The organism is Pseudomonas sp. 21LCFQ010, assembly GCF_024129905.1.
Lineage (GTDB): Bacteria > Pseudomonadota > Gammaproteobacteria > Pseudomonadales > Pseudomonadaceae > Aquipseudomonas.
On sequence record NZ_JAMYDZ010000014.1, the window covers coordinates 1 to 21522 of the forward strand.

Consider the following 21522-nt stretch of genomic DNA (forward strand, 5'->3'; position numbering starts at 1 on the left):
TGGAAAAGATCCGTGACCTGACCTGCCTGTCGGACATTCTGCCTACCGGCTTCCACGGTGCGGTGACCGCTGGCGTTGGCCCAGGCAGCACGGTCTATGTCGCCGGCGCCGGCCCTGTGGGTCTGGCCGCTGCCGCTTCGGCGCGCCTGCTGGGCGCTGCCGTGGTGATCGTCGGTGACCTGAACCCTGCGCGTCTGGCGCATGCCAAGGCCCAGGGCTTTGAAATCGCCGACCTGTCGACCGACACCCCGCTGCATGAACAGATCGCCGCGCTGCTGGGCGAGCCGGAAGTGGACTGCGCGATCGACGCCGTGGGCTTCGAAGCCCGTGGCCACGGCCATGAAGGTGCCAAGCACGAGGCACCGGCCACGGTGCTCAACTCGTTGATGCAGGTGACTCGCGTGGCGGGCAAGATCGGTATTCCGGGCCTGTACGTGACCGAAGATCCGGGTGCAGTAGACGCGGCGGCCAAAAACGGCGCCCTGAGCATCCGCTTCGGCTTGGGCTGGGCCAAGTCGCACAGCTTCCACACCGGCCAGACCCCGACCATGAAGTACAACCGCCAGCTGATGCAGGCGATCATGTGGGACCGTCTGAACATCGCTGAAATCGTTGGCGTGCAGGTGATCAGCCTGGATCAGGCACCGGCTGGCTACGGCGAGTTCGATGCAGGCGTGCCGAAGAAATTCGTCATCGATCCGCACAAGACCTTTAGCGCGGCCTGAACGTCAGGCCAACTACTGATCTCTGTGGGAGCGACCTTGGTCTGTGCGGCATTCCGACGAAAGGGCCAGGAAAGTCACAGCATCTGCTGCGAATGTGCCGCCGCCTTCGCCAGCAAGCCAGCTCCCACACGTCTAATAGAACAGTATCGAGGCGAGCAGTAAGGGGCCGGGTCTTCTGCACATCAGCAGGCCCAGTCCAGCTCCATCTTCACCAGGTCGATCTGGCCGTTGCCGCTACCGAAGTTGAAGCCGCCGAAATCCTCTTCGATCTCCAGATAGCGCGGGCCGAATTCCGGGTAGCCCTGCACCGGGAACATGGTCCCGCCAAGGTGATTGCGGGCATGCCAGCGCTCCAGATTCTGCGCCGTACCGGCATCGCTGAAGCCCTGGATATAACCGCTGTCCTTGCACTCCTCATCCCACTCGCGTGGCGGCTTGCCGACATTCGGGTCGTCCTCGCGCTGTTCGGCGCGGATGGCAAAGGCAGTGTCGATACCCGCCTCCCGGCCCTCACCGGGCAGCCACTCATAAGCATCGGTGCCTGGGTTACGCACTTTTTCATACCCCAGGTATTCGAAATAGCTGTGCTCAAGCCAACGTGGCGCCTTGCCCAGCAGCGGATTGCCGCTCAGTGCCGGCGGCTCGCACAACGCCGCGTCAAACTCGGCCTGGGTCAGCCAGATCGCCGCGTAGCGGGTGCCGAGAATGTCACTCATGTCGAACTGCTTTGGGTGGCGCGCCTGCCGATGGGTCCAGAACGGCAGCAGATGCGCATCAGCCGGTGGTTCGTCAGCCAGAGGTGCGGCAAAGAATGCTTCGATAGCCTCACTGGACTCCAGCTCTTCGAACTGATCATCGACGAACAGGCTCAACGCCACGAACCGCTCACCCTGGCCGCGATACTGCGCCGGCACATGCAGCGTAAAGGCATGGCGCAACGGGTAGCCGTAGACCGGGCTCAGCGGCCATTGCGCCGGCGTGATGCCCGGCGGCCGGCCCAGGCTCCAGCCGCCGGCCCATGGCGCGCCACGGTCGGCTACTGGCAGGGGCTGTTGCGGGTCGCGCAGCAGATCCCAAGCGGTGGTCAGGGTCGGGTCAGCGAGCAGTTGAGGCGTTGCGCAGGAAGATGTGTCAGTCATGATCGAGCTTGCCTGGATGGATACAGATGGCTATCAGACCACGGTCGTGGCGGTTTTATCAGCAGCCGGAGAAAATTCCAGCGCTGACTGATGCGGCAGGTATCGGAAGCAGCACGAATTAAATCAGTTTAAGTAATATTAAAGCCAATAATAATTCTTAGAAAGCATGATTAGCTTATAGCCAAATATGCTTTCCTCGGTTTTTTTAAAAAGCATATCTTTTATCCAACCCGACCCCACGACATGGCGGAGGCCATGGACTTCTGTTGCCGCGTGTGGGGCGGGCGAACTGCCGCCGACTTTCCAGTGCCCGCCGCTCAGCAGTTTCCGACATCACGACCCCGATCGCTGCATGACAGGAAACGTATCAATGCCCAACATCCCTTATCCTTTGCAACCGCTGCTGCTGGCCATGACTCTGGGCGGCCCGGCGCTGGCCAGTGCTGCCGAAGAAGACCGTTTGCCCACGGTGACGGTCACCGCCGAACACCGCGAAGAAAATCTGCAGAAAACCCCGGTGGCGATCAGCGCCTTTGACCAGACCACCTTGCAGGACCAGCAGATCAACAACGTGCGTGACCTGTCTGGCCGGGTACCGAACCTGACCCTGCCGCGTCAGTCGATTTCCTACAGCGCACAGACCTACGGGATTCGCGGGATCGGCGAGACCGACCCGATCCAGGAAGCGGCTGTTGCGGTGTATGCCGATGACCTGTACATCCCCCGCGCCATTTCATCGATGCTGGACTTCAACGATGTGGAACGGGTCGAAGTGTTGCGTGGCCCGCAAGGCACGCTGTACGGCCGCAATAGCGCAGCCGGGGCGATCCGGGTCATCACCCGTGACCCCGACCAGACCACCCGTGGTTTCTTCGAGCTGGGCGCCGGCAACTATGACGCGCGTAACGCTCGCCTGCTGGTCAGCGGCCCACTGGTGGACAACACCTTGTATGGCAGCTTCTCGGCGATTCGCCTGACCCGCGACGGCACCGTACACAACCGCACCACCGACAAGGACGTCAATAACGTCGATATCCAGAGTTATCGCGGCAAGCTGCGCTGGGCGCCGGACCAATCGCCGTGGGATATGCAACTGACCCTGGCTGCCACCGTCGACCGTGGCGATACCACCAGCTACACGCCATTCAACGTGGCCAACGAGCACTATGACAAGTTCACCACCTACAACAGCCTGACGCCGAAGAACAAGCTCGACCAGGGCAGCGCCGTGCTGCGGGCGATCTACAGCATTGACGACAACCTCTCGTTCAAATCTGTCACCGCCTGGTCCGAGTTCGACCAGCCGGTGGACTACGACAACTCCGGTAAAGCCAACAGCGGTAACGCCTCGCCGATCCAGAACAACCTGATCACCTACAAGCAGCGTTATGCGACCCAGGAGTTCCAACTCAATGGTGACTATGACCGCTTCAGCTACACCCTGGGCCTGTTCCTTTATAAAGAGCGCTTTCGTGCCGAGCGCGACAGCCTGACCTATTCGGTAGCGACCGACCGGGTCAACGCCAGCGGCCAGTACAGCACCACCGACACCGAAAGCTACGCGCTGTATGGCCAGAGCAATTACAAGCTGACCCCACGCCTGTCGCTGACCACCGGGCTGCGCTACACCTACGAGCACAAGAACTTCGATTACCAAAACTACGCCATTACCCCGGCGCGGCAAATCACCGGCATCAACTTCAGTGCCGAAACCAGCGAGTCGTGGTCTTCGGTCAGCCCTAAAATTGGTCTGGAATACGCCTGGACCGATGATCTGATCCAGTACGGATATGTCGCCCGCGGCTTCAAGGCCGGCGGCTTCGACAACCGCGCCCCGACCCGGGTAGCGGCTGAACAGGGCTTTGACCCGGAGAACGTCACCACTTACGAAATCGGTTTCAAGGGCGACTTTGCCGACGGCCGCCTGCGCAGCAACCTCGCGTTCTTTTACAACGATTATGACGACCTGCAGACCAACGCCTGGGACCCGGCGATCAGCGCCAACCTGCGCACCAACGTCGGCAGCGCCCACACCTATGGTGTAGAACTGGAAAACACCGCACTGCTGACCCGCGACCTGCGCCTGACCGCTAACCTCGGTTACCTGAAAAGCCAGTACGACGACTTCCAGAATGCCAGTGGTCCGGGGGTAAGTGCCGACGGCAAGGAAATGATCTTCGCCCCCAAATGGAACGCCAGCCTGGGCCTGAGCTTGACGGTGCCGGTGAACCTGCCCGGCGCACTGGTGGCCAGCACCGATTATCAGTACCAGACCCGCTCATACGCCAACCCGCTCAACGCCGACATCTACGAGGTGCCGGCCCAGGGCTTCTGGAATGCGGCCACCAGCTACAGCAGCGGCGACGGGCACTGGACCACCACGGTTTCAGTGAAAAACATCCTCGACCGCGCCTATCCGCAAGGGGTGAGTTATTCAGCGGCGAGCAACACCTCGCACTACGTGATCAACGACCCGCGCACCGTGCTGTTGAGCGTGCGTTACGATCTTTGATGCTACCGGGCCAATACGGGTCCATTAGCGTGGAGAGAGTGGCCGGCCGACACTCCGGCTACCGACGAACAGGCCAGCAGATTCGCAGCAGATGCAGTGATTTTACTGACCTGTTCGCGAGCAGAGCTCCCTCCTACAAGGTCCTGAGTGAGCACAAAACCAATGCTCGGCACAAAACTGTGGGAGGCAGCGCTGCTGGCTCCATCGGCTGATCAACAGGTTGCGTAGCCGCGTGGTCAGCACTCGGACCAACTTGTTGCGAACCTCTGTGCGGACCGGCTCGAATTGCGGAGCAAATGAGGCAAGGCCGAACAGTAACAACCCCGCCTCATCAAAACATCTACCAGCTTGCGCTAACGAGCTTGAACTTGGTGAGCGCCTGGCAGGCAAGAGACTTTTCAGCTATGAAATAGCCATCACGCTCAAGACAGGGAGTCTTGCCCATGCTCGTAGTTCTTTTGTTTGCCCTGCTGTGTTTGCCTCTGGGCTTCTTAACCTTCCGCTCCATACAGGCCGACTATCGCTACGCGAAACAGGCCAATCTGGAGATGGATCAGGACTTCATCGACACACTCAAGACCTATCGGATCGCGTCCCACGAGATCGTAACGGAGACGGTCAGGCCTGCCAGTGATGCCAAGCATCCCTGTGAGGTCTACAGGATTTTTTTCGACGATAAAGGGCATTACTACCTCTATCTCTACAACTCAGGCCACCCTGGAATTCTCAAGCAACTCTCGCAAGAGCGGGCGCTTTTGGCAGCCAGGACAAAAGGGCAAGTCAAGGCTTAGCAAGGGGCCGCAAGCTCAATTCTGGCCTGCGCAAAATCCCGCCAGTGGTTGCATAGCGCGTCTTGACCATCTCTACAGCATCAGCTGCGGTAGCGTATATCGACGATGGTGCATATTCGCAGCAGATGCGGGACTTTACTGGCCTGTTCGCAAGCAGAGCTCCCTCCCACAAGCCTGTGAAGTGCGCAAACGCTGCGAACGTCTCGAACGTTGTGGGAGGCAGTTCTGCTGGCGAATGCAGCGTTTAGCGCTGCCGGCTCCAGCGGCTGATCAACAGGCAGCGTAGCCGCGTGGTCAGCACTCTGATCGGTCGCTTCTGCGTCACTTGTCATGGCATCTACTGCGCATCGATCTGGCTATCGGTATCGGCACCGCCATTTCTGCGCGGGGTCTGGGCGTCCTGATCCGAGCCTGGGTTGCCGGGCGGCGGGCTCCAGTCGACGGGCCTTTTTTCAGCGCCATGTTCATCAACGCCCTGATGCGGCTCGGAAGCGGTCTGCTCCAGGCCAGAACCATGCCCTTCCCCGGTATCAGCGACCCTTTCCGCAGGGTCCGGATATGCACTTTGCGGTCCGTTGTGTTCGATGGTCATGATGGCTCTCCTGTCTGGGCACAGAACGTCTGCGCATACAGGTCAGAGAAAGCCGCCGGTAATGAAGTGCAGCGCAGCCGACGAGCGGCAGACGGCCACTTGCGCCGCAGGGCATTTCCTGCGAAAAAGCCCGCCCTTTCTTTGTTCATAACGAGCACCCGCATGAGCGATACCCTGCAAATCACCGACCTGCACGAAGGCGACGGCAAGGCCGTGGTCAAGGGCGCCCTGATCACCACGCACTACACCGGCTGGCTGGCCGACGGCACGGTGTTCGACTCATCCGCCGAACGCGGCAAGCCGTTTCAGTGTGTGATCGGCACCGGTCGGGTCATCAAGGGCTGGGATCAAGGCCTGATGGGCATGCGCGTCGGCGGCAAGCGCAAGCTGCGGGTGCCGGCGGCGCTGGGTTATGGCGACCGCAAGGTCGGCAGTATCCCGCCAGGCTCGGATCTGACCTTTGAGATCGAGCTGCTGGAAGTGCTGACCCGCGACGACTGAGGGGTTCAGTAAATCCGGTAAGCCTTGATCGACACCGCATTGCGCGCCGGTCGCAGGCTGGTCAGGGTGCCGATGAACAGTGACTGGTTAAGCCACTCGTAGCGGCCTTTGGGCGCATCGACGGTGATGCGCGAAAACGCATAGCGCTCGGCGCCTTCGCCGCGCACCAGCACCTGATTGCGCACGCTGAGGATCACCCCGTCGTCGGTCTGCATCTCGTAGATCGCGTCCAGCTCGCGCACGCCGTCGCTGCGGATCAACTGCCGGTCAGCGCCGCCCGCCAGCACCTTGCCGGCCAGGCCTTTACCGTGAAACTCACCACCAGTAATCGGCACCATACGCCGCTCGCCCAGCGGTCCCTGTCCGAGACTGACCGCAGGTTCGATATCGACGATGGCCTCATAAACCAGTTCGCTGCGCGGTGGCGCGCTTTCAGCGGCATGGGCTTGATGGACGGCAAACAAGGCAAGCGACAGAACGATGGGATGACGCATGGAGAAACTCCGTTTTTTTGTTGTAGGTAAGGAAAAGCTTGACCGGGCATTTAGTTAATACTATTAACTTTATAGCTCGTCCTTCCCAACTACCACAACAAACAAAGGGAATTCTTAATGTCATTGGTTACTCGCCTTACCTTCTGCAGCCTGCCGCTTTTCGCTTTTCCGGTTGTCGCTCAGGCAGCCAGCGACACCTGCACCGGGCTCGCCAGTAACGATCCGCAGGTGCAACTGCTCAAGACCCTCAATGTGCCCGCCGGTGAAATCCCCAAAGCCAACCCCGGCCGCGCCGCACTGACCGGCCAGGCCCTGTCCAAAGCCGCGATGCCGGCCCATTGCCTGGTTGAGGGGCTGATCAACCCGCGTCAGGGCAGCGACGGCCAGGCGTACGGCATTCGCTTCGAGCTGCGCATGCCACAGGACTGGAACGGCCGCTTTCTGTTCCAGGGCGGTGGCGGCATGGACGGGGTGGTGAACCAGGCGCTGGGCGCCATCCCGTTTCGCGGCGCCAGCGCCCTGCCCGCGCTCAACCGTGGCTATGCAGTAGTGGCCACTGATTCCGGGCATGCGGGCAAAGACAGCAGCGATGCGCGCTTCGGCCTCGACCAGCAGGCGCGGCTTGACTACGCCTACGCGGCCATCGGCCAGGTCACCCGCCAGGCCAAACAGCTGCTGGCCGAGCATTACGGGCGTGGCCCCGAGCACAGTGTGTTCATGGGCTGCTCCAATGGCGGGCGGGCGGCGTTAATGGCCGCGCAACGCTTCCCGACCGAGTTCGACGGCATCATTGCCGGCAACCCCGGCCTGCGTCTGTCGCGCGCCGCCGTGGCACAGGCCTGGGACACCCGCGTTCTGGAAGCCGCCGCACCGCGCACTGGCGCCGGTGAGCCAATCCTCGCCCAGGCGCTGACCCGTGACGACATGAACCTGATCAGCCACAAGGTGCTGGAGCGCTGTGATGCGCTGGACGGCGCCCGCGACGGCAGCATTGATGCCATGAGCCAGTGCCGCTTCGACCCCGCTGACCTGCAATGCACCACTGACGGCCAGGGCCAGTGCCTGTCGGCCGCCAAGGTCCAGGCTTTGCGCACGGTGTTCGACGGCGCCAAAGACAGCCAGGGCCGCAGCCTGTACGCCAACTGGCCGTGGGATGCCGGGATTGCCAGCGATGGCTGGCGAGCCTGGAAGCTGGGCACCTCGCAAACCGGCCAGCCCAATGCGCGCAACGCCACCCTGACGCCCAACTCGCTGGGCTATTACTTCATGACCCCGCCCCACCCCAACCTGACCCTGGCTGAAGTGGACTTCGACCAGGCAGCCGCCGCCGTGGCAGAAACCGGCGCCATCAACGACCCGACCGGCACCCAACTGTCGAGCTTCATCGCCAATGGCGGCAAGCTGATCGTGATCCACGGCAACAGTGACCCGGTATTCTCGGCCAACGACCTGCGTCATTACTGGGACCGTCTGGCGCGTGACAACGGCGGCCAGCAACCGCTCGGCCAGTGGGCACGGCTGTTCATGGTGCCGGGTATGGCGCACTGCGGCGACGGCCCGGCGCTGGACAACTTCGATCCGTTACAGACCTTGCAAGACTGGCAAGACCACAACACACCACCGCAGCAGTTGATCGCCACCGGCAACGCCTTCCCCGGCCGCAGCCGGCCGCTGTGCCCCTACCCGCTCGAAGCCCGCTACAGCGGCCAGGGCGATCTGCAGAACGCTGAGTCCTTTACCTGCAGCTTGCCGGATACTCAGCAACATGCCGTCCGTTAGACGTGCAGACCAAAAAACTGTCGATATAGCAAAAGGCTTACACAGGATAGCGAACAATTGCCATTTGCCTGCATGTCCGACACGCCTATATTTGGATCCAACCACTGGTGAACAGGAAGCTCACCAGGATCAAGGATGATCGACCGTGAAAGGATACTGCTGACAGGGAGTTGGAACGGTATGGACAAAGAACCCGCTTCGGCGGGTTTTTTATGCGTGCGGCAAAAGTCTCTGCTTCCCCCATGACAATGCCTCGCCAAATGGACTCGCACGGCGAGCGAATGACAGAGCCAGCATGACCGGACTATCTCCCTCGTTCGTGCCGCAGCAGTCGCCGCAGAGCGGCCTCCCACATCCGTTGACTGCAATCTCGGGTAACCTCGGCTGATCCACACCAACCGAGAACACGCATGTCTTTGACCCACCAGCAACTGATAGCCATAGCCTCAAACGATCCGGTGAATGCCGAGCTGATCCGGCGCTTGCCCGAACTGGGTCTGGAGCAATGCGCATTGGTTGCCGGTTGTCTGTTCCAGGCCGTGTGGAATCAGCGCTCAGGGCTGGCGCCGGGCTGGGGAATCAAGGACTACGACGTGTTCTACTTCGACACAGACCTGTCGTGGGAAGCCGAAGACGCGGTGATTCAGCGAGCCGGAATTCTGTTCAAGGATCTTGATGCAACCATCGAATTCAAGAACCAGGCCCGGGTTCATCTCTGGTACGGCGAGCATTTCGCCAGGCCTTACCCACAGTTGCAATCTACCCGCGACGGTATTGATCGTTACCTGATCGCCGGGACCTGCGTAGGGCTTGAACTCGACAGCGGCGAACTCTATGCGCCTTACGGGCTGGACGATATCGACCAGGGACTGCTGCGCATCAACCCACTGAATGCCGAAGCGGAACTGTTTGCCAACAAGGCCAGCAGCTACCAGGCACGCTGGCCCTGGCTGCGCGTCGTGGACTGAGTCTGAGCAACGGACACAGATGACGCATGGCAGATAGCCAACCCAAAGACATACAAATATCTGATTATTAAAAAATCAATAGATAACCATTTTTCATAATTAGCTTAGAGCGAAAAAGACTTTCACAGTCATTTCTTATAGGGATAAGGTCTGATCCATACCCGCCCCCTTTCCTGGTGGAGGCCATTGCCACGATTGATCCAGGACCTTGCGGCCCTGGTCAGGAGCCCTCTATGCCAACCCGTTCCCTGCTCGCCTCGCTGATTGGCACCGCCCTGCTTGGCGGCTCTTTGCTGTTCAGCACTCTGAGCCAGGCTGCCGACCTGGCGCCATTGAAAGTCGCCAACCAGAAATCTTCATACAAGTTGCTGTTGCAGGCGGCCGGTGAACTCAAGGATGTGCCCTACACCATCGAGTTTTCCGAGTTTCCGGCCGCCGCGCCGCTGGGCGAAGCCCTGAACGCCGGGGCGGTGGATGTCGGCGGGCTGGGCGATGCGCCTTACGTGTTTGCGCTCGGAGCCGGGTCGCCGTTGAAGGTGGTCAGCATTACCCACGCCGATGGACGCTTCTCGACTTCGATTCTGGTGCCCAAGGATTCACCACTGAAAACCGCTGCGGATCTCAAAGGCAAGCGGGTGGTGACCAACCGTGGTTCCATCGGCCACTTTCTGGTGATCAAGGCGCTGCGCGATGCCGGGCTGCAAAGCTCGGACGTCACCTTCGTCAACCTGTTGCCCAGCGATGCCCGCAGCGCGCTGGAAAGCGGCAACGCCGATGCCTGGTCGACCTGGGATCCCTACACCACCATCGCCATCACCCAGAACGGCGCACGCATTCTGCGCAAGGGTGACGACCTGCTGACCAACCACCTGTACACCGCCGCGACCAGCAAGGCGATTGCCGAAAAACGCGTGCAGCTCGATGATTTTGTGCAACGTCTGGACCGCGCCTGGGCCTGGGCCAACCAGCATCCCAAGGAGTACGCCCAGGCTCAGGCGAAGGTCACCGGGCTGCCGGTGGAAGTGCACCTGGCCAGCGCCGAGGCCACGGATTTCCAGAAGGTCGCGATTACCGACCAGGTGGTCGCCAACCTGCAGCAAACCGCCGACATCTACCGCGAGGAAGGCATTCTCAGCAAGCCGGTGGACGTCTCCAAAGGGTTCGATCCGAGCTTCAATACCGTGCGCGGTTTGCCCGCAGCGGCGGCGTTAGCCGCAATACCGTCCAGATAAGCCCTACGGACCCTGTGGGAGCGAGCCTGGTCTGGGCGGCATACCGACGAAGAGGCCAGTAAGTCACAGCCTCTATTGCGAATGTGCCGCCGTCTTGGCTGAGCAACCGGAGCGTCGGCCGGCCACTCCCGCAGGTCTAATCGAACGGTATTGGTTTTAGCAGCCAGGCGGTATTAGCGGCTAACACGGAGCCCCGCCCGGCCGCTCCTACGATGCCCCCCATAAGGACATGTTCCATGAATGCATACACCCGTCTGCAGTCAGGCCCACGCTCGCCCGCGTTTTGCGGTCTGCTGCTGTGTGGCCTGGCCAGTGCAGTCCAGGCTGCCGACGCCGACACCGTGTTGGGCACGGTGTCGGTGATTTCCACCGGCACCCGTGGCAACACCCTGACCGTCGCCGAGAGCCCGTCGCCGATCGATATCATCAGCGGCGAGCAGATCCGCAAGACCGGCAAGGCCAGCCTGCGTGAAGCGCTGGGCAAGATCGTGCCGTCGTTCAGTGCACCGGCCCAGGCCGGTGGCGGGACCTCTTCGTCGGTGCGGCCGGTGTCGATCCGTGGTCTGTCCGGGGATCACCTGCTGGTGCTGGTCAACGGCAAGCGGCGCCACAACACCGCCGTGTACAACAACTTTGCGCGCATCGCCAGCGGCAGCGTGCCGGTGGATCTGGACCTGATTCCCACCGCCGCCATCGAGCGCATCGAACTGCTGCGCGACGGCGCGTCGGCGCAGTATGGCTCCGACGCGATTGCCGGGGTGCTGAACATCATCCTCAAAAGCCAGGCCGAAGGTGGCAGCGCCAGCGTCACCACCGGTCAGCAGCAAGACAAGCCCGGCGATCTGGTACAAACCGCGCTCAATGGCGGCTTCGCGCTGGGCCAGGACGGTGGGTTCTTCAACACCTCGCTGGACATTCGTCTGCAAGGCCCATCGTATGCAGCAGGCGATGCTCAAGGCGCCTGGTATTACCCGGTACTCAATGGCCAGTCAGTGCCGTTCGGCACCCCCGGTGCCAGCCCCGACCCACGGGAAGGCTCGGTGGACCGACTGCTGGAGAAAGGCTATGGCCGCTCCAACCGCGACGAGGTCTATAACCTGTCGTACAACGCCGAACTGCCGATTCACGACAACCTCAAGCTGTATTCGTTTTCGACCTACAGCGACCGGACGATTGTCGACACCCGCGGCAGCTTTCGGGCGACCAATCTGGGCTCGATCCCGCAGATCATCCCCGACGGCTTTCATGCCCAGCGGCTGATTGACGAGCAGGACTTTCAGGTCGCGTTCGGCGGCAAGGGCGATGTCGGCGGCTGGGGTTACGACCTGAGCACCACCTACGGCAAGGACGACGTACGGCTCGGTGCGCAGAACACCCTCAACTCGTCCATCGGCCCCACCAGCAAGACTGACTTCTACCTCGGCTCGCTGGAGTTCGAGCAGTGGACCAGTAACCTGGATTTCACCCGGCCATTCGACATCGGCCTGCCCAGACCGCTGCAGTTTTCAGCCGGGGTCGAGCACCGTTGGGAAAAGTATGTGCAAGGTGCCGGCGAGCCGGACTCCTACCGCGACGGCGGTTATGTGTACCCGGCCGGTCATCCGCGTGCCGGGCAACGCCCTACCGCCGGGCTGCAATCGTTTACCGGCACCTCGGTGGTGGATGCCGGTTCCCTGGACCGCGACAGCGTGGCCTTCTATCTGGACGCCGGCACCAATCTGACCGAGAAGCTCTACACCAGCGCGGCGTTTCGCTTCGAGCACTACGACGACAGCTCGGGCAACACCGCCAGCGGCAAGCTGTCGAGCCGCTATGAACTGGCGCCCGGCCTGGCGTTGCGCGGCACCTTCAATACCGGCTTTCGGGCACCGTCGCTGGCCCAGCAGACCTTCTCGGTGACCCAGAACACCGCGACCCTGCTGCCCGATGGCACCACCCAGTTACTCCTGGCCCGCTACCTGCCGCCAAGTAGCACCGCTGCCCAGGCGCTGGGGGCGCGGGATCTGGAGCCGGAGAAATCCACCAACTTCAGCGTCGGCCTGTCGTGGGAGCCAACCCGCAATGCACGGGTGACGCTGGACGCCTACCGCATCGAGATCAAAGACCGCATCGTCAAGAGCGAGATCATCCGCGACACCGGCACCTCGAGCCGGGTGCGCGACACCCTGGCCTCGCTGGGCATCAACGATTTGTACTCGGCGCAATACAACATGAACGGCGTCGACACCCGCACCGACGGTATCGATCTGGTCAGCGAGTTGCACAGTGACTACGGCCGCTTCGGTACGGTGCGCTGGTCGGCGCAATACAGCTACAACCGCACCACCCTCGAAGGCATCAAGCGCAACGGCACCGTCGACAGCCTGCTGGGCAGCAATTATGTGATTTTCGGTCATCAGGCGCAGACCGACCTGACCGAGGGCTCGCCGCGCGACAAGCTGGTGTTGGGCGGTCACTGGAAGGTCGGAGATTTCATCACCGACCTGCAAGTGAGCCGCTACGGCAAGTACACCGAGGCCGGCACCAGCGCCGCCGCCGATCAGCGTTTCGGCGCCAAGTGGATCACCGATCTGGACGTGACCTACCTGCTGACCGACAACATTTCTCTGTCGCTGGGCGCCAACAACCTGTTCGGCGTACGCCCCGACAAACAGGACCCGACCCCGACCGCCACCGGGTTGGGCAGCAGCAACCCCACCGAGATCAACAACCCCGACGCCTACGGCAGCTTCAGCCCGTACGGGCTGAACGGCGCGTTCTATTACGCGCGGGTTTCGTATGACTGGTAAGCGTTAGTAATTGCTTCGCGGCTAAAGCCGCTCCTGCCACCGCTATCACCGTAACCACAAGAGGACTACAGCATGCCCGCAGAAAACGTTGTATCCATCACTCCACCGCTCAGCGTAAAGCCGCTGGAACCCACTGTCGGGGCCGAGATCAGCGGTATTGATTTGAGTCGCCCGCTGAGTGCTCAGCAACGTGACGAGGTCCACGCGCTGATCCTCAAGCACAAGGTGCTGTTCTTCCGCGACCAGCACATCAACAGCGAACAGCAGATCACTTTTGCCCGGCAGTTCGGTGAACTGTACGAGCACCCGACCACCAAGAAGCAGGACCACAGCAAACCCCAGGCCCATCTGATCCTCGCCAGGGAGGCTCGCGAAGCCTACGGCAATGCGCCCAAGGGCCGGTGGCACACCGACACCAGCTGGATGCTCAAACCGACCTGGGGTGCGGTGTTGCGCGCGGTGGCGTTGCCCGAGCTGGGCGGCGATACGGTATGGGCCGATGCCGGCCTGGTGTATCGCGGGCTGTCTGATGAACTCAAAGCGCGCATCGACAACCTGTACGTGACGCATAACTTCAAGTCGTCGCTGGACAAGGTCGGCTATGCCTATCCGATCCTCGCTCACCCGCTGGTGCGCACCCATCCTGAAACAGGCGAAGACGCGATCTTCATCAACTTCTCGATGTCGCCGCAATTCATCGGCTGGTCGGTAGAAGACAGCAAGGCGCTGGTCGCCGAACTGCTCAAGGAATTCAGCAACCCCGAATACCAGGTGCGCTTCAAGTGGACTCCCGGCACCGTGGCGTTCTGGGACAACCGCGCTTTGCTGCACTACCCGGTCTACAACTACGGCGAATTCGAGCGGGTGATGGAACGGGTGCTGATTGCCGATGACGATATCCCGCACCGGGTGCGCAAGCCTGAGGCGGCGCAATGACCCAGCCACCGGTAAATCGCCAATTGCACCTGGCGCTGTTCGTCAGCCACGCTGGCACGCATCTGGCGGGCTGGCGTTTGCCGGAGGCAGAAACCGGCAATGCGCTGGACATCCGCTGGTATCAGCAGCTTGCGCAAAAGGCCGAGGCGGCCAGGCTGGATATGCTGTTTGTCGCCGACAAACTGGCGCTGGACGATATTCATGGCGGCTCGTTCGACGCCGCCGTGAGCTGGCGACCGAATGGCTCACCGGAACCGCTCGCGCTGCTTTCGGCACTGAGCGTGCTGACCTCGCACATTGGCCTGGGCGCGACCATTTCCACCAGCTACCACCAGCCGTACCACGCGGCCCGCCAGTTCGCCACCCTGGACCACTTCAGCGGCGGCCGCGCGGCATGGAACGCGGTGACCTCGGTCAACGACGGTGAGGCGCGCAACTTCGGCTTCGACCAGCACCTGGGCCATGCCGAGCGTTATGCCAAGGCGGCCGAGTTTCTCGATGTGGTGCGCGGGCTGTGGGACAGCTGGCAAGACGAGGCGATTGTTGCGGACAAGGCCAGCGGTCGTTATGCCGACGCCAGCAAGCTGCACTACCTGAACCACGACGGTGAGCACTTCAAAGTGCGCGGGCCGTTGAACCTGCCGCGCCCGCCGCAGGGCCACCCGGTGCTGATCCAGGCCGGCGTATCGGCTGTGTTCCAGTCGCTGGCCGCGCAAAACGCCGAGGTGGTGTTCCCGGTGCAATCGACGCTGGAAAAGGCCCAGGCGTTCTACCGTATCTTCAAGCAACAGGTGGTGGATGCCGGACGCCAGCCAGACGATGTGAAGGTGCTGCCGGGCCTGTACCCGATCATTGCCGACACCGACCAGCAGGCCCATGAACTGGCCGCACGACTGGACGAATCAATCCTGCCCATCGCCGGCCTGGCGTTCATGTCGGCAAGCATGAACTACGACCTCGCCCGGCACGACCCGACCGCGCCGGTGCCCGACATCCGCGAGCAGATTCGCGGCAGCAAGGGCCGCTTCGACGTGGTGATCGGCAATGCCATCGAAGCCGGCTGGACGCTCGAACAGCTGGGCCGCTGGTATGCCTCCAGCCTGGCCTTCGCCAAATTCATCGGCTCGCCGCAAACAGTCGCCGACCAGATGCAGCAGTGGCTGGAACAGAACGCAGCCGATGGCTTCGTGATCATGGCCCCGTACATGCCCGGCGGTGCCGAGCGTTTTCTTGAACAGGTGGTGCCCGAGCTGCAACGCCGCGGGTTATTTCGTACCGAGTATCAAGGCACGACGTTACGAGAACACCTTGGCTTACGAAAACCACAACGGCTGAATAGAGCCAGCCAATAAATAACCACTGAAAATAATATAACGATATTTTTATACGTTCTTTGCATATAAAAACCACCCCTCCTAGTATCGCCCTATTGCCCTGACGTGCATCACGACGCCGCTCCATGCAGAGCGGCGCCCAAGGTGTCTCTAAAAACGTAGGCGAGGCAGCCAGCGCAAGGCAAAAACAGGCGAAGGAGCGGAGTTTACGGTTGTAAATGAGCATCCTGAGCCTGGTTTTAACGCAGCGATGGCAACGCAGGTAGTTTTTAGAGGCACCTTCCACCGGATCAACAGGAGTTTACCCACCATGAGTCTCGAATTTATCGGCCTGATCGGCCCCCAGGAAGGCAGCGAATCACAGGCACCGCGTGGCCCGGTGGTGGACGTGGCGTTCGTCAAGGCATTGGCCCAGGCCCAGGAATACGGCGGTTTCGACAAAGCCTTGCTGGCGGTCAGCACCAGCTCTGCCGACTCGATGATTCTCGCCAGTTATGCGGCGGCCGTGACCGACAAGCTTGGCCTGCTGGTCGCCCACCGGCCGGGCTTTCAGGCACCGACCTTCGCAGCCCGGCAGTTTGCGACCCTGGATCACCTGAGCAATGGCCGCGCCTCGATCAACGTGATCACTGGTGGCGACAGCGGCGACCTGCAACGCGACGGCGACTTCCTCGACAAGGACGCCCGCTATGCTCGCACCGACGAATACCTGGAGGTGGTGCGCAAGACCTGGACCGGCACCCAACCGTTCGATCATCAGGGCGAACACTACCGCGTCGAAGACAACCTGACCCTGGTCAAGCCGCTGCAAAAGCCCCACCTGCCGATCTACTTCTCGGGCGCCTCCGATGCCGCCGTGGAAGTCGCCGCCAAGCACGCCGACGTGTACATGATGTGGGGCGAGCCGCTGGAGCAGGTGCGCGAGCGCATTGCCAAAGTGCGCAAGGCCGCCGCCAAATATGGCCGCGAGCAACACATTCGTTTCAGCCTGTCGCTGCGGCCGATTCTGGGCGGCACCGAAGCCGAAGCCTGGGCCCGCGCCGAGCGCATTCTGGAAGACGCCCGGCATCTGCATCACCTGCGCCAGGGCAAGCGCCGCGACAAGGTCGGCATCAACAATATCGGCTCGGCGCGGCTGGTCGAACTGGCCAGCCAGCGCAAGGTGCACGACAAACGCCTGTGGACCGAAATCGCCGCGCTGACCGGCGCGGCCGGCAACTCCACCTCGCTGGTCGGCACCGCCGATCAGGTTGCCGAGGCGGCGCTGGATTACTACAACGCCGGTATCACTACTTTTCTGTTCCGCGGCTTCGAGCAACTGCGCGATGCCGCCGAGTATGGCCAGGACCTGCTGCCCCGCATCCGCGCACGGGTCACCCAACAAGGTTCGGCGAAGACCGCCCACGCCGGCTGATTGATCTCCTCTGGCAGTGCTGCGCACTGCAATCGCCGACAGAGCCGCCTCCCACTGGCTATGTGGGAGGCGGCTCTGCCGGCGACAAGGCCAGTAAACCGATATAAAGGACTCTGATCATGTCTCAACGTCAACTGCATCTGGGCGCCATCCTCACCGGCGTCGGCACCAGCCAGCATGAATGGCTGCACCCGGAAATCCCTGGCGACGCCAGCATCGATATCGACTGGTACAAACAGCAGGCCCGTGCGGCCGAAGCGGCGAAGTTCGACTTTGTGTTCATCGTCGACAGCCCGTATATCACCCCCGACTCCGCACCGCATTTTCTCAACCGCCTGGAACCGCTGACCCTGCTCTCGGCGCTGGCCGGCGCCACCGACAAGATTGGCCTGGTGGCGACCCTGACCACCTCTTACACAGAACCCTTCAACGTGGCGCGCCAGTTCGGTTCGCTGGACCAGATCAGCCGCGGCCGGGCCGGCTGGAACGTGGTGACCACAGGTCTTGAAGGCGCTGCCGGCAACTTCGGTCGTGAGCAGCACATCGACCACGGCGAGCGTTACCGCCGGGCCCACGAACATGTGGCGGTGGTGCAAGGACTGTGGGACTCCTATGAGGACGATGCCTTCCCGCGTGACAAAGCCGCCAAGCGCTTCATCGCCCCGGACAAACAGCATCGCCTCGACCATCAAGGTGAGTTCTTCTCGGTCACCGGGCCGCTGAACATCTCCCGCTCGCCGCAGGGCCAGCCGGTGATTTTCCAGGCCGGGGTGTCGGAGTCCGGGCGCGGCCTGGCGGCTTCGATTGCCGAGGGCATCTTTGCCGGCGTCGATAACTTCGAAGATGCTCAGGAGTACTACGCCGACATCAAGCGGCGTGCCGCTGCGGCCGGGCGTAATCCTGAGCAGGTGCTGCTGTTTCCCGGCATCGACCCGATCATTGCCGACACCGACGAACAGGCCCAGGCCATCGAGCGGGCGCGCAAGGGTGAGCTGGACCTGAACAAGGCGCTGATTCAGTTGGGCCGGCCATTCAACTATCACGACTTCAGCCAGTATGACCTCGACGGGCCGTTCCCGGATCTGGGTGAGCTGGGCAGCAACGGTTATCGCGGCCATGCCGAGCGCATCAAGCGCGTGGCCCGCGAGCAGAACCTCAGCGTGCGCCAGGCGGCGCTGCGTTTCGGCCAGCCCTATTCCAGTTTTGTCGGTTCACCGCTGACTGTCGCCAACGAGATCGAACGCTGGTTCCGCGAAGGCGCAGTCGACGGCTTCAACATTCATGTCGGCGCACCGAGCGACTTCGCCCGCTTCACCAACGAGGTATTGCCGATCCTGCGCGAGCGCGGGCTGTTTCGCGACGACTACCGGCACAGCACCCTGCGTGGCCATCTGGGCTTGACGGTGCCACAGAACCGGCATGCCCTGGCCGCTCAGGCCGAACACACCATTGGAGAACCGGCATGAGCACTGTGCAAAGCCTGTGGCAACAACGCTATCGCCAGACCGATGACAACGCCCCGGCGTTAGCCAACCCGGTGATCGAAGCCCTGCTCGGCCATCGCAGCGTGCGGCAGTATCTGGATACACCGTTGCCCGAGGGCACCCTGGAAACCTTGCTGGCCGCTGCGCAATCAGCGTCAAGTTCGTCCAACCTGCAGGCCTGGAGTCTGCTGGCGGTGCAAGACCCGGCGCGCAAGGCGCGTCTGGCAACGCTGGCCAATGATCAGCAGCACATTCGTCAGGCGCCGCTGTTTCTGGTCTGGCTGGCCGACTTCTCACGCGCCCAGCGGATTGCTGACGTGCAGGGTCTGGAGCTGGAAGTACCGGCCTTGCTAGACAGCCTGCTGGTCGGCAGCCTGGATGCGGCCCTGGCTGCGCAGAACGCGGTGGTCGCAGCCGAATCGCTGGGCCTGGGCACGGTGTACATCGGTGCGCTGCGCAATAACCTGCAGGCGGTGATCGATGAGTTGCAACTGCCGCCGCTGGTGTTTCCGGTGTTCGGTCTGGTGGTCGGGCATCCCGACCCGGCACGCCCGGCAGCGATCAAGCCACGCCTGCCGCAACCTGTGGTGCTGCACCGCGAGACCTATACCATTGCCGACGATGAGCAGCAACGCATCAGCGGCTACGAAGCGCTGGCCGGCGCGTTTGCCCGCGAGCAGGGACAGACCACGCCGTCCTGGAGCGAGCAGGTGCTCAATCGCCTGAAAAGCATTGAGGCGCTGCATGGCCGCGAGCGTATCGCCGAGACTTTACGCGGCCAGAAGCTGGCCCTTCGTTGATTACTGGTGAGTGAGTCATGACTGTACTTGTTGTCGAAAAACCCATCGCGCCCAGTGTCGACGCTGCCAGTTTCAAGCTGGCGATGCGTAACACCGCAGCGTCAGTGAATGTCATCACCTGCGGCAGTGACGAGGGGGATTTCGGGCTGACGGCCACCGCGTTCAGTTCGGTCACGGCCGACCCGCCAACGGTGCTGATTGCGGTCAATAGCGGCGCCAGCATTTATCCGCATCTACTCAAGCAGCGACGCTTTGCGGTGAATGTGTTGAGCGCCGATGCGCTGCAGGTGTCCAACGATTTTGCCGGTGGTCTGCCGCCTGAGGAGCGTTTTGCCCGACATGCGTGGACGCGCCTGAGCAGTGGCAACCCGGCGTTGGCGGCAAGCAGTGCCGGGTTTGATTGTGTGGTGACCGAGCTGAGTCAGGTGGGCTCGCATCTGGTGGTGCTCGGCCGGGTCGAGCATTGCTGGTACTCGGACCAGCAACCACTGCTCTATTCCAATGGCCGTTACGGGCGGTTTGTGTAGGCGCGAGCCTGGTCGCCAAGGGGCCGGCAGCATCAACACTTGCAGAACCGACCTAGATCCGCTGGGCGTCGGCTCGGCCGACGAATCCTGACACCACCCAGACAACGGCATTTACCGCCGCTTCGCCAGCGAAGCTGCCTGCCACCAAGATCGGTGCTGTGCGCTTGAACCAACAAGGCGGCTTCAGCCGGACAAATACTCGGACACCTCGATCAGGTTCAGGTCCGGATCACGCACATACACCGAACGGATCGGGCCGGTGGCGCCAGTGCGTTGCACCGGGCCTTCGATGATGGGCCAGTTGTGCTGTTGCAGGTGCTTGATGAACTGCTCCAGCGGCACGGCGCTGATAAAGCACAGATCCAGCGCTCCTGATACTGGCAGATGGGCCTTGGGCTCGAATTCGCCGCCCTTCACATGCAGGTTGATTTTCTGATTGCCGAACCGAAAGGCTTTGCGACCCGCGCCGAAGACCTCCAGCTGCATCCCCATCACCCTCACATAGAAGTCTTCGCACGCGTGCGGGTCAGTGGTGGTCAGCACCAGATGGTCGAGGTGATCGATCAGCATGGGTCACTCCTTGGGGGTTGCGTTGAGGTTGTCGCTGCGCGCTTGCAGCAGCTCTATGAAGCTGGACAGGCTGCGCGATACCGTGCCTTTGCGCCATACCAGCCAGGTGTTGAGGTGACGAAACTGTTCGTTCAACGGCCAGACGCTGACCATCGCGCTGCCGGGCATGCTTTCGAGCATGCTGCGCGGCATCAGGGCCAGGCCGGCGCCGGCGCTGACGCAGGCGAGCTTGCCGTGGTAGGACTCCATTTCGAAGATTTTGCCCGGCACCGCCGAGTCATGGGCGAACCAGCTTTCGAAGTGGTGGCGGTAAGAGCAGTTGGAGCGAAAAGCGTAGATCTGCTCGCCGTTCACATCGCGGCCGCCATGGATCGGTGCGTGGTTGAGCGGCGCGATGACGACCATTTCTTCCTGAAACACCGGGATGCCTTCCAGCGCCGGGTGCAGGACCGGGCCATCGACAAAGGCCGCCGCCAGGTTACCGGCCAGCACGCCGTCGATCATGGTCCCGGAAGAGCCGGTGGACAATGCCAGTTCAACCTTGGGAAAAGCCTGGTTGTAGGCTGCCAGCAACGCCGGAATGCGCACCGCAGCGGTACTCTCCAGAGAGCCCAGCGCCAGCGGGCCGCGGGGTTCTTCACCGGCGACGGTCATCCGCGCCTCTTCGACCAGGTCCAGAATGCGCCCGGCGTAATCGAGCAGGTTCCAGCCGGCCGGTGACAGGCGCAGGCGTTGTTTCTCACGGATGAACAACTCAACGCCAAGATCTTCTTCGAGCTGCTTGATACGTGTGGTGAGGTTCGAGGGCACCCGGTGAATATGCTGCGCCGCAGCGCTGATGCTGCCGTGCTCGGCAACCGCCTTGAAGATTTCCAGCTGGACAAGATCCACAGCATTCTCCAAACGTGAATGGGTTCGTCATTATTATTCAGTTT

General features: G+C 61.9%; 19 protein-coding genes. 14 read left to right on the forward strand and 5 right to left on the reverse strand.

The genetic code is table 11. The features are described 5' to 3' along the window. The coding region (locus NJC38_RS16580) for a zinc-binding dehydrogenase (protein ID WP_366856065.1) at positions 1–725 on the forward strand (725 nt) is incomplete at its 5' end. Positions 726–907: 182 nt separating this feature from the next. Here NJC38_RS16580 and NJC38_RS16585 read toward each other — a convergent pair. Next, positions 908–1864, reverse strand: a complete 957-nt coding sequence (locus tag NJC38_RS16585) for a hypothetical protein (protein WP_253115890.1) — start codon at positions 1862–1864, stop codon at positions 908–910. 370 nt (positions 1865–2234) lie between these two features. On the opposite strand from NJC38_RS16585, the gene NJC38_RS16590 reads away from it, so the two are divergent. After that, positions 2235–4376, forward strand: a complete 2142-nt coding sequence (locus tag NJC38_RS16590; RefSeq protein ID WP_253115891.1) for a TonB-dependent receptor — start codon at positions 2235–2237, stop codon at positions 4374–4376. Positions 4377–4819: 443 nt separating this feature from the next. Beyond that, a complete protein-coding gene (locus NJC38_RS16595) occupies positions 4820–5167 on the forward strand; it encodes a hypothetical protein (protein WP_253115893.1) in 348 nt (115 codons plus the stop codon). A gap of 337 nt (positions 5168–5504) precedes the next feature. Here the strand turns inward: NJC38_RS16595 and NJC38_RS16600 are convergent, their stop codons facing one another. Next, entirely contained in the window at positions 5505–5759 is a 255-nt protein-coding gene (locus NJC38_RS16600) for a hypothetical protein (protein ID WP_253115895.1), read from the reverse strand. A 162-nt stretch (positions 5760–5921) separates the two neighbouring features. Here NJC38_RS16600 and NJC38_RS16605 point away from each other — a divergent pair, with 162 nt between their 5' ends. Then, positions 5922–6260, forward strand: coding sequence for an FKBP-type peptidyl-prolyl cis-trans isomerase (locus tag NJC38_RS16605; RefSeq protein WP_045492236.1), 339 nt, complete (start codon positions 5922–5924; stop codon positions 6258–6260). 5 nt (positions 6261–6265) lie between these two features. Here the strand turns inward: NJC38_RS16605 and NJC38_RS16610 are convergent, their stop codons facing one another. After that, the gene (locus tag NJC38_RS16610) at positions 6266–6754 is read right to left on the reverse strand and encodes a DUF3237 domain-containing protein (protein WP_253115897.1); all 489 of its coding nucleotides are present in this window, start codon (positions 6752–6754) and stop codon (positions 6266–6268) included. Between the two features lie 117 nt (positions 6755–6871). Between NJC38_RS16610 and NJC38_RS16615 the strand changes: the two genes are divergently transcribed. From NJC38_RS16615 to NJC38_RS16660, 10 genes are all read left to right on the forward strand, one after another. Beyond that, positions 6872–8533 carry a DUF6351 family protein gene (locus tag NJC38_RS16615; RefSeq protein WP_253115902.1) on the forward strand — a complete coding sequence of 554 codons (1662 nt, stop codon included), beginning with the start codon at positions 6872–6874 and terminating at the stop codon, positions 8531–8533. 410 nt (positions 8534–8943) lie between these two features. Then, complete coding sequence (locus NJC38_RS16620; RefSeq protein WP_253115904.1) at positions 8944–9501, forward strand: nucleotidyltransferase family protein; 558 nt, start codon at positions 8944–8946, stop codon at positions 9499–9501. Between the two features lie 233 nt (positions 9502–9734). Continuing rightward, positions 9735–10733, forward strand: a complete 999-nt coding sequence (locus NJC38_RS16625) for an ABC transporter substrate-binding protein (RefSeq protein ID WP_253115906.1) — start codon at positions 9735–9737, stop codon at positions 10731–10733. 236 nt (positions 10734–10969) lie between these two features. After that, positions 10970–13522, forward strand: coding sequence for a TonB-dependent receptor (locus tag NJC38_RS16630; RefSeq protein ID WP_253115908.1), 2553 nt, complete (start codon positions 10970–10972; stop codon positions 13520–13522). 72 nt (positions 13523–13594) lie between these two features. Beyond that, positions 13595–14458 (forward strand): TauD/TfdA family dioxygenase, encoded by an 864-nt coding sequence (locus NJC38_RS16635; protein WP_253115910.1) that lies wholly within the window; start codon positions 13595–13597, stop codon positions 14456–14458. Further along, a complete protein-coding gene (locus tag NJC38_RS16640) occupies positions 14455–15810 on the forward strand; it encodes an LLM class flavin-dependent oxidoreductase (protein WP_253115912.1) in 1356 nt (451 codons plus the stop codon). The genes NJC38_RS16635 and NJC38_RS16640 overlap by 4 nt, the downstream gene beginning before the upstream one ends. A 292-nt stretch (positions 15811–16102) precedes the next feature. Continuing rightward, positions 16103–17206 (forward strand): LLM class flavin-dependent oxidoreductase, encoded by a 1104-nt coding sequence (locus tag NJC38_RS16645; protein WP_045492248.1) that lies wholly within the window; start codon positions 16103–16105, stop codon positions 17204–17206. Positions 17207–17325: 119 nt separating this feature from the next. Continuing rightward, positions 17326–18672: an LLM class flavin-dependent oxidoreductase gene (locus tag NJC38_RS16650; RefSeq protein WP_253115914.1), complete on the forward strand. Its 1347-nt coding sequence runs from the start codon at positions 17326–17328 to the stop codon at positions 18670–18672. Next, complete coding sequence (locus NJC38_RS16655) at positions 18669–19490, forward strand: NADPH-dependent oxidoreductase (RefSeq protein WP_253115916.1); 822 nt, start codon at positions 18669–18671, stop codon at positions 19488–19490. The genes NJC38_RS16650 and NJC38_RS16655 overlap by 4 nt, the downstream gene beginning before the upstream one ends. Positions 19491–19507: 17 nt before the next feature. Continuing rightward, the gene (locus NJC38_RS16660; protein WP_045492255.1) at positions 19508–20017 is read left to right on the forward strand and encodes a flavin reductase family protein; all 510 of its coding nucleotides are present in this window, start codon (positions 19508–19510) and stop codon (positions 20015–20017) included. A gap of 183 nt (positions 20018–20200) precedes the next feature. Here the strand turns inward: NJC38_RS16660 and NJC38_RS16665 are convergent, their stop codons facing one another. After that, positions 20201–20584: a VOC family protein gene (locus NJC38_RS16665; protein ID WP_253116131.1), complete on the reverse strand. Its 384-nt coding sequence runs from the start codon at positions 20582–20584 to the stop codon at positions 20201–20203. Between the two features lie 6 nt (positions 20585–20590). Continuing rightward, positions 20591–21478, reverse strand: a complete 888-nt coding sequence (locus NJC38_RS16670; RefSeq protein ID WP_045492259.1) for a LysR family transcriptional regulator — start codon at positions 21476–21478, stop codon at positions 20591–20593. Positions 21479–21522: the final 44 nt, after the last annotated feature.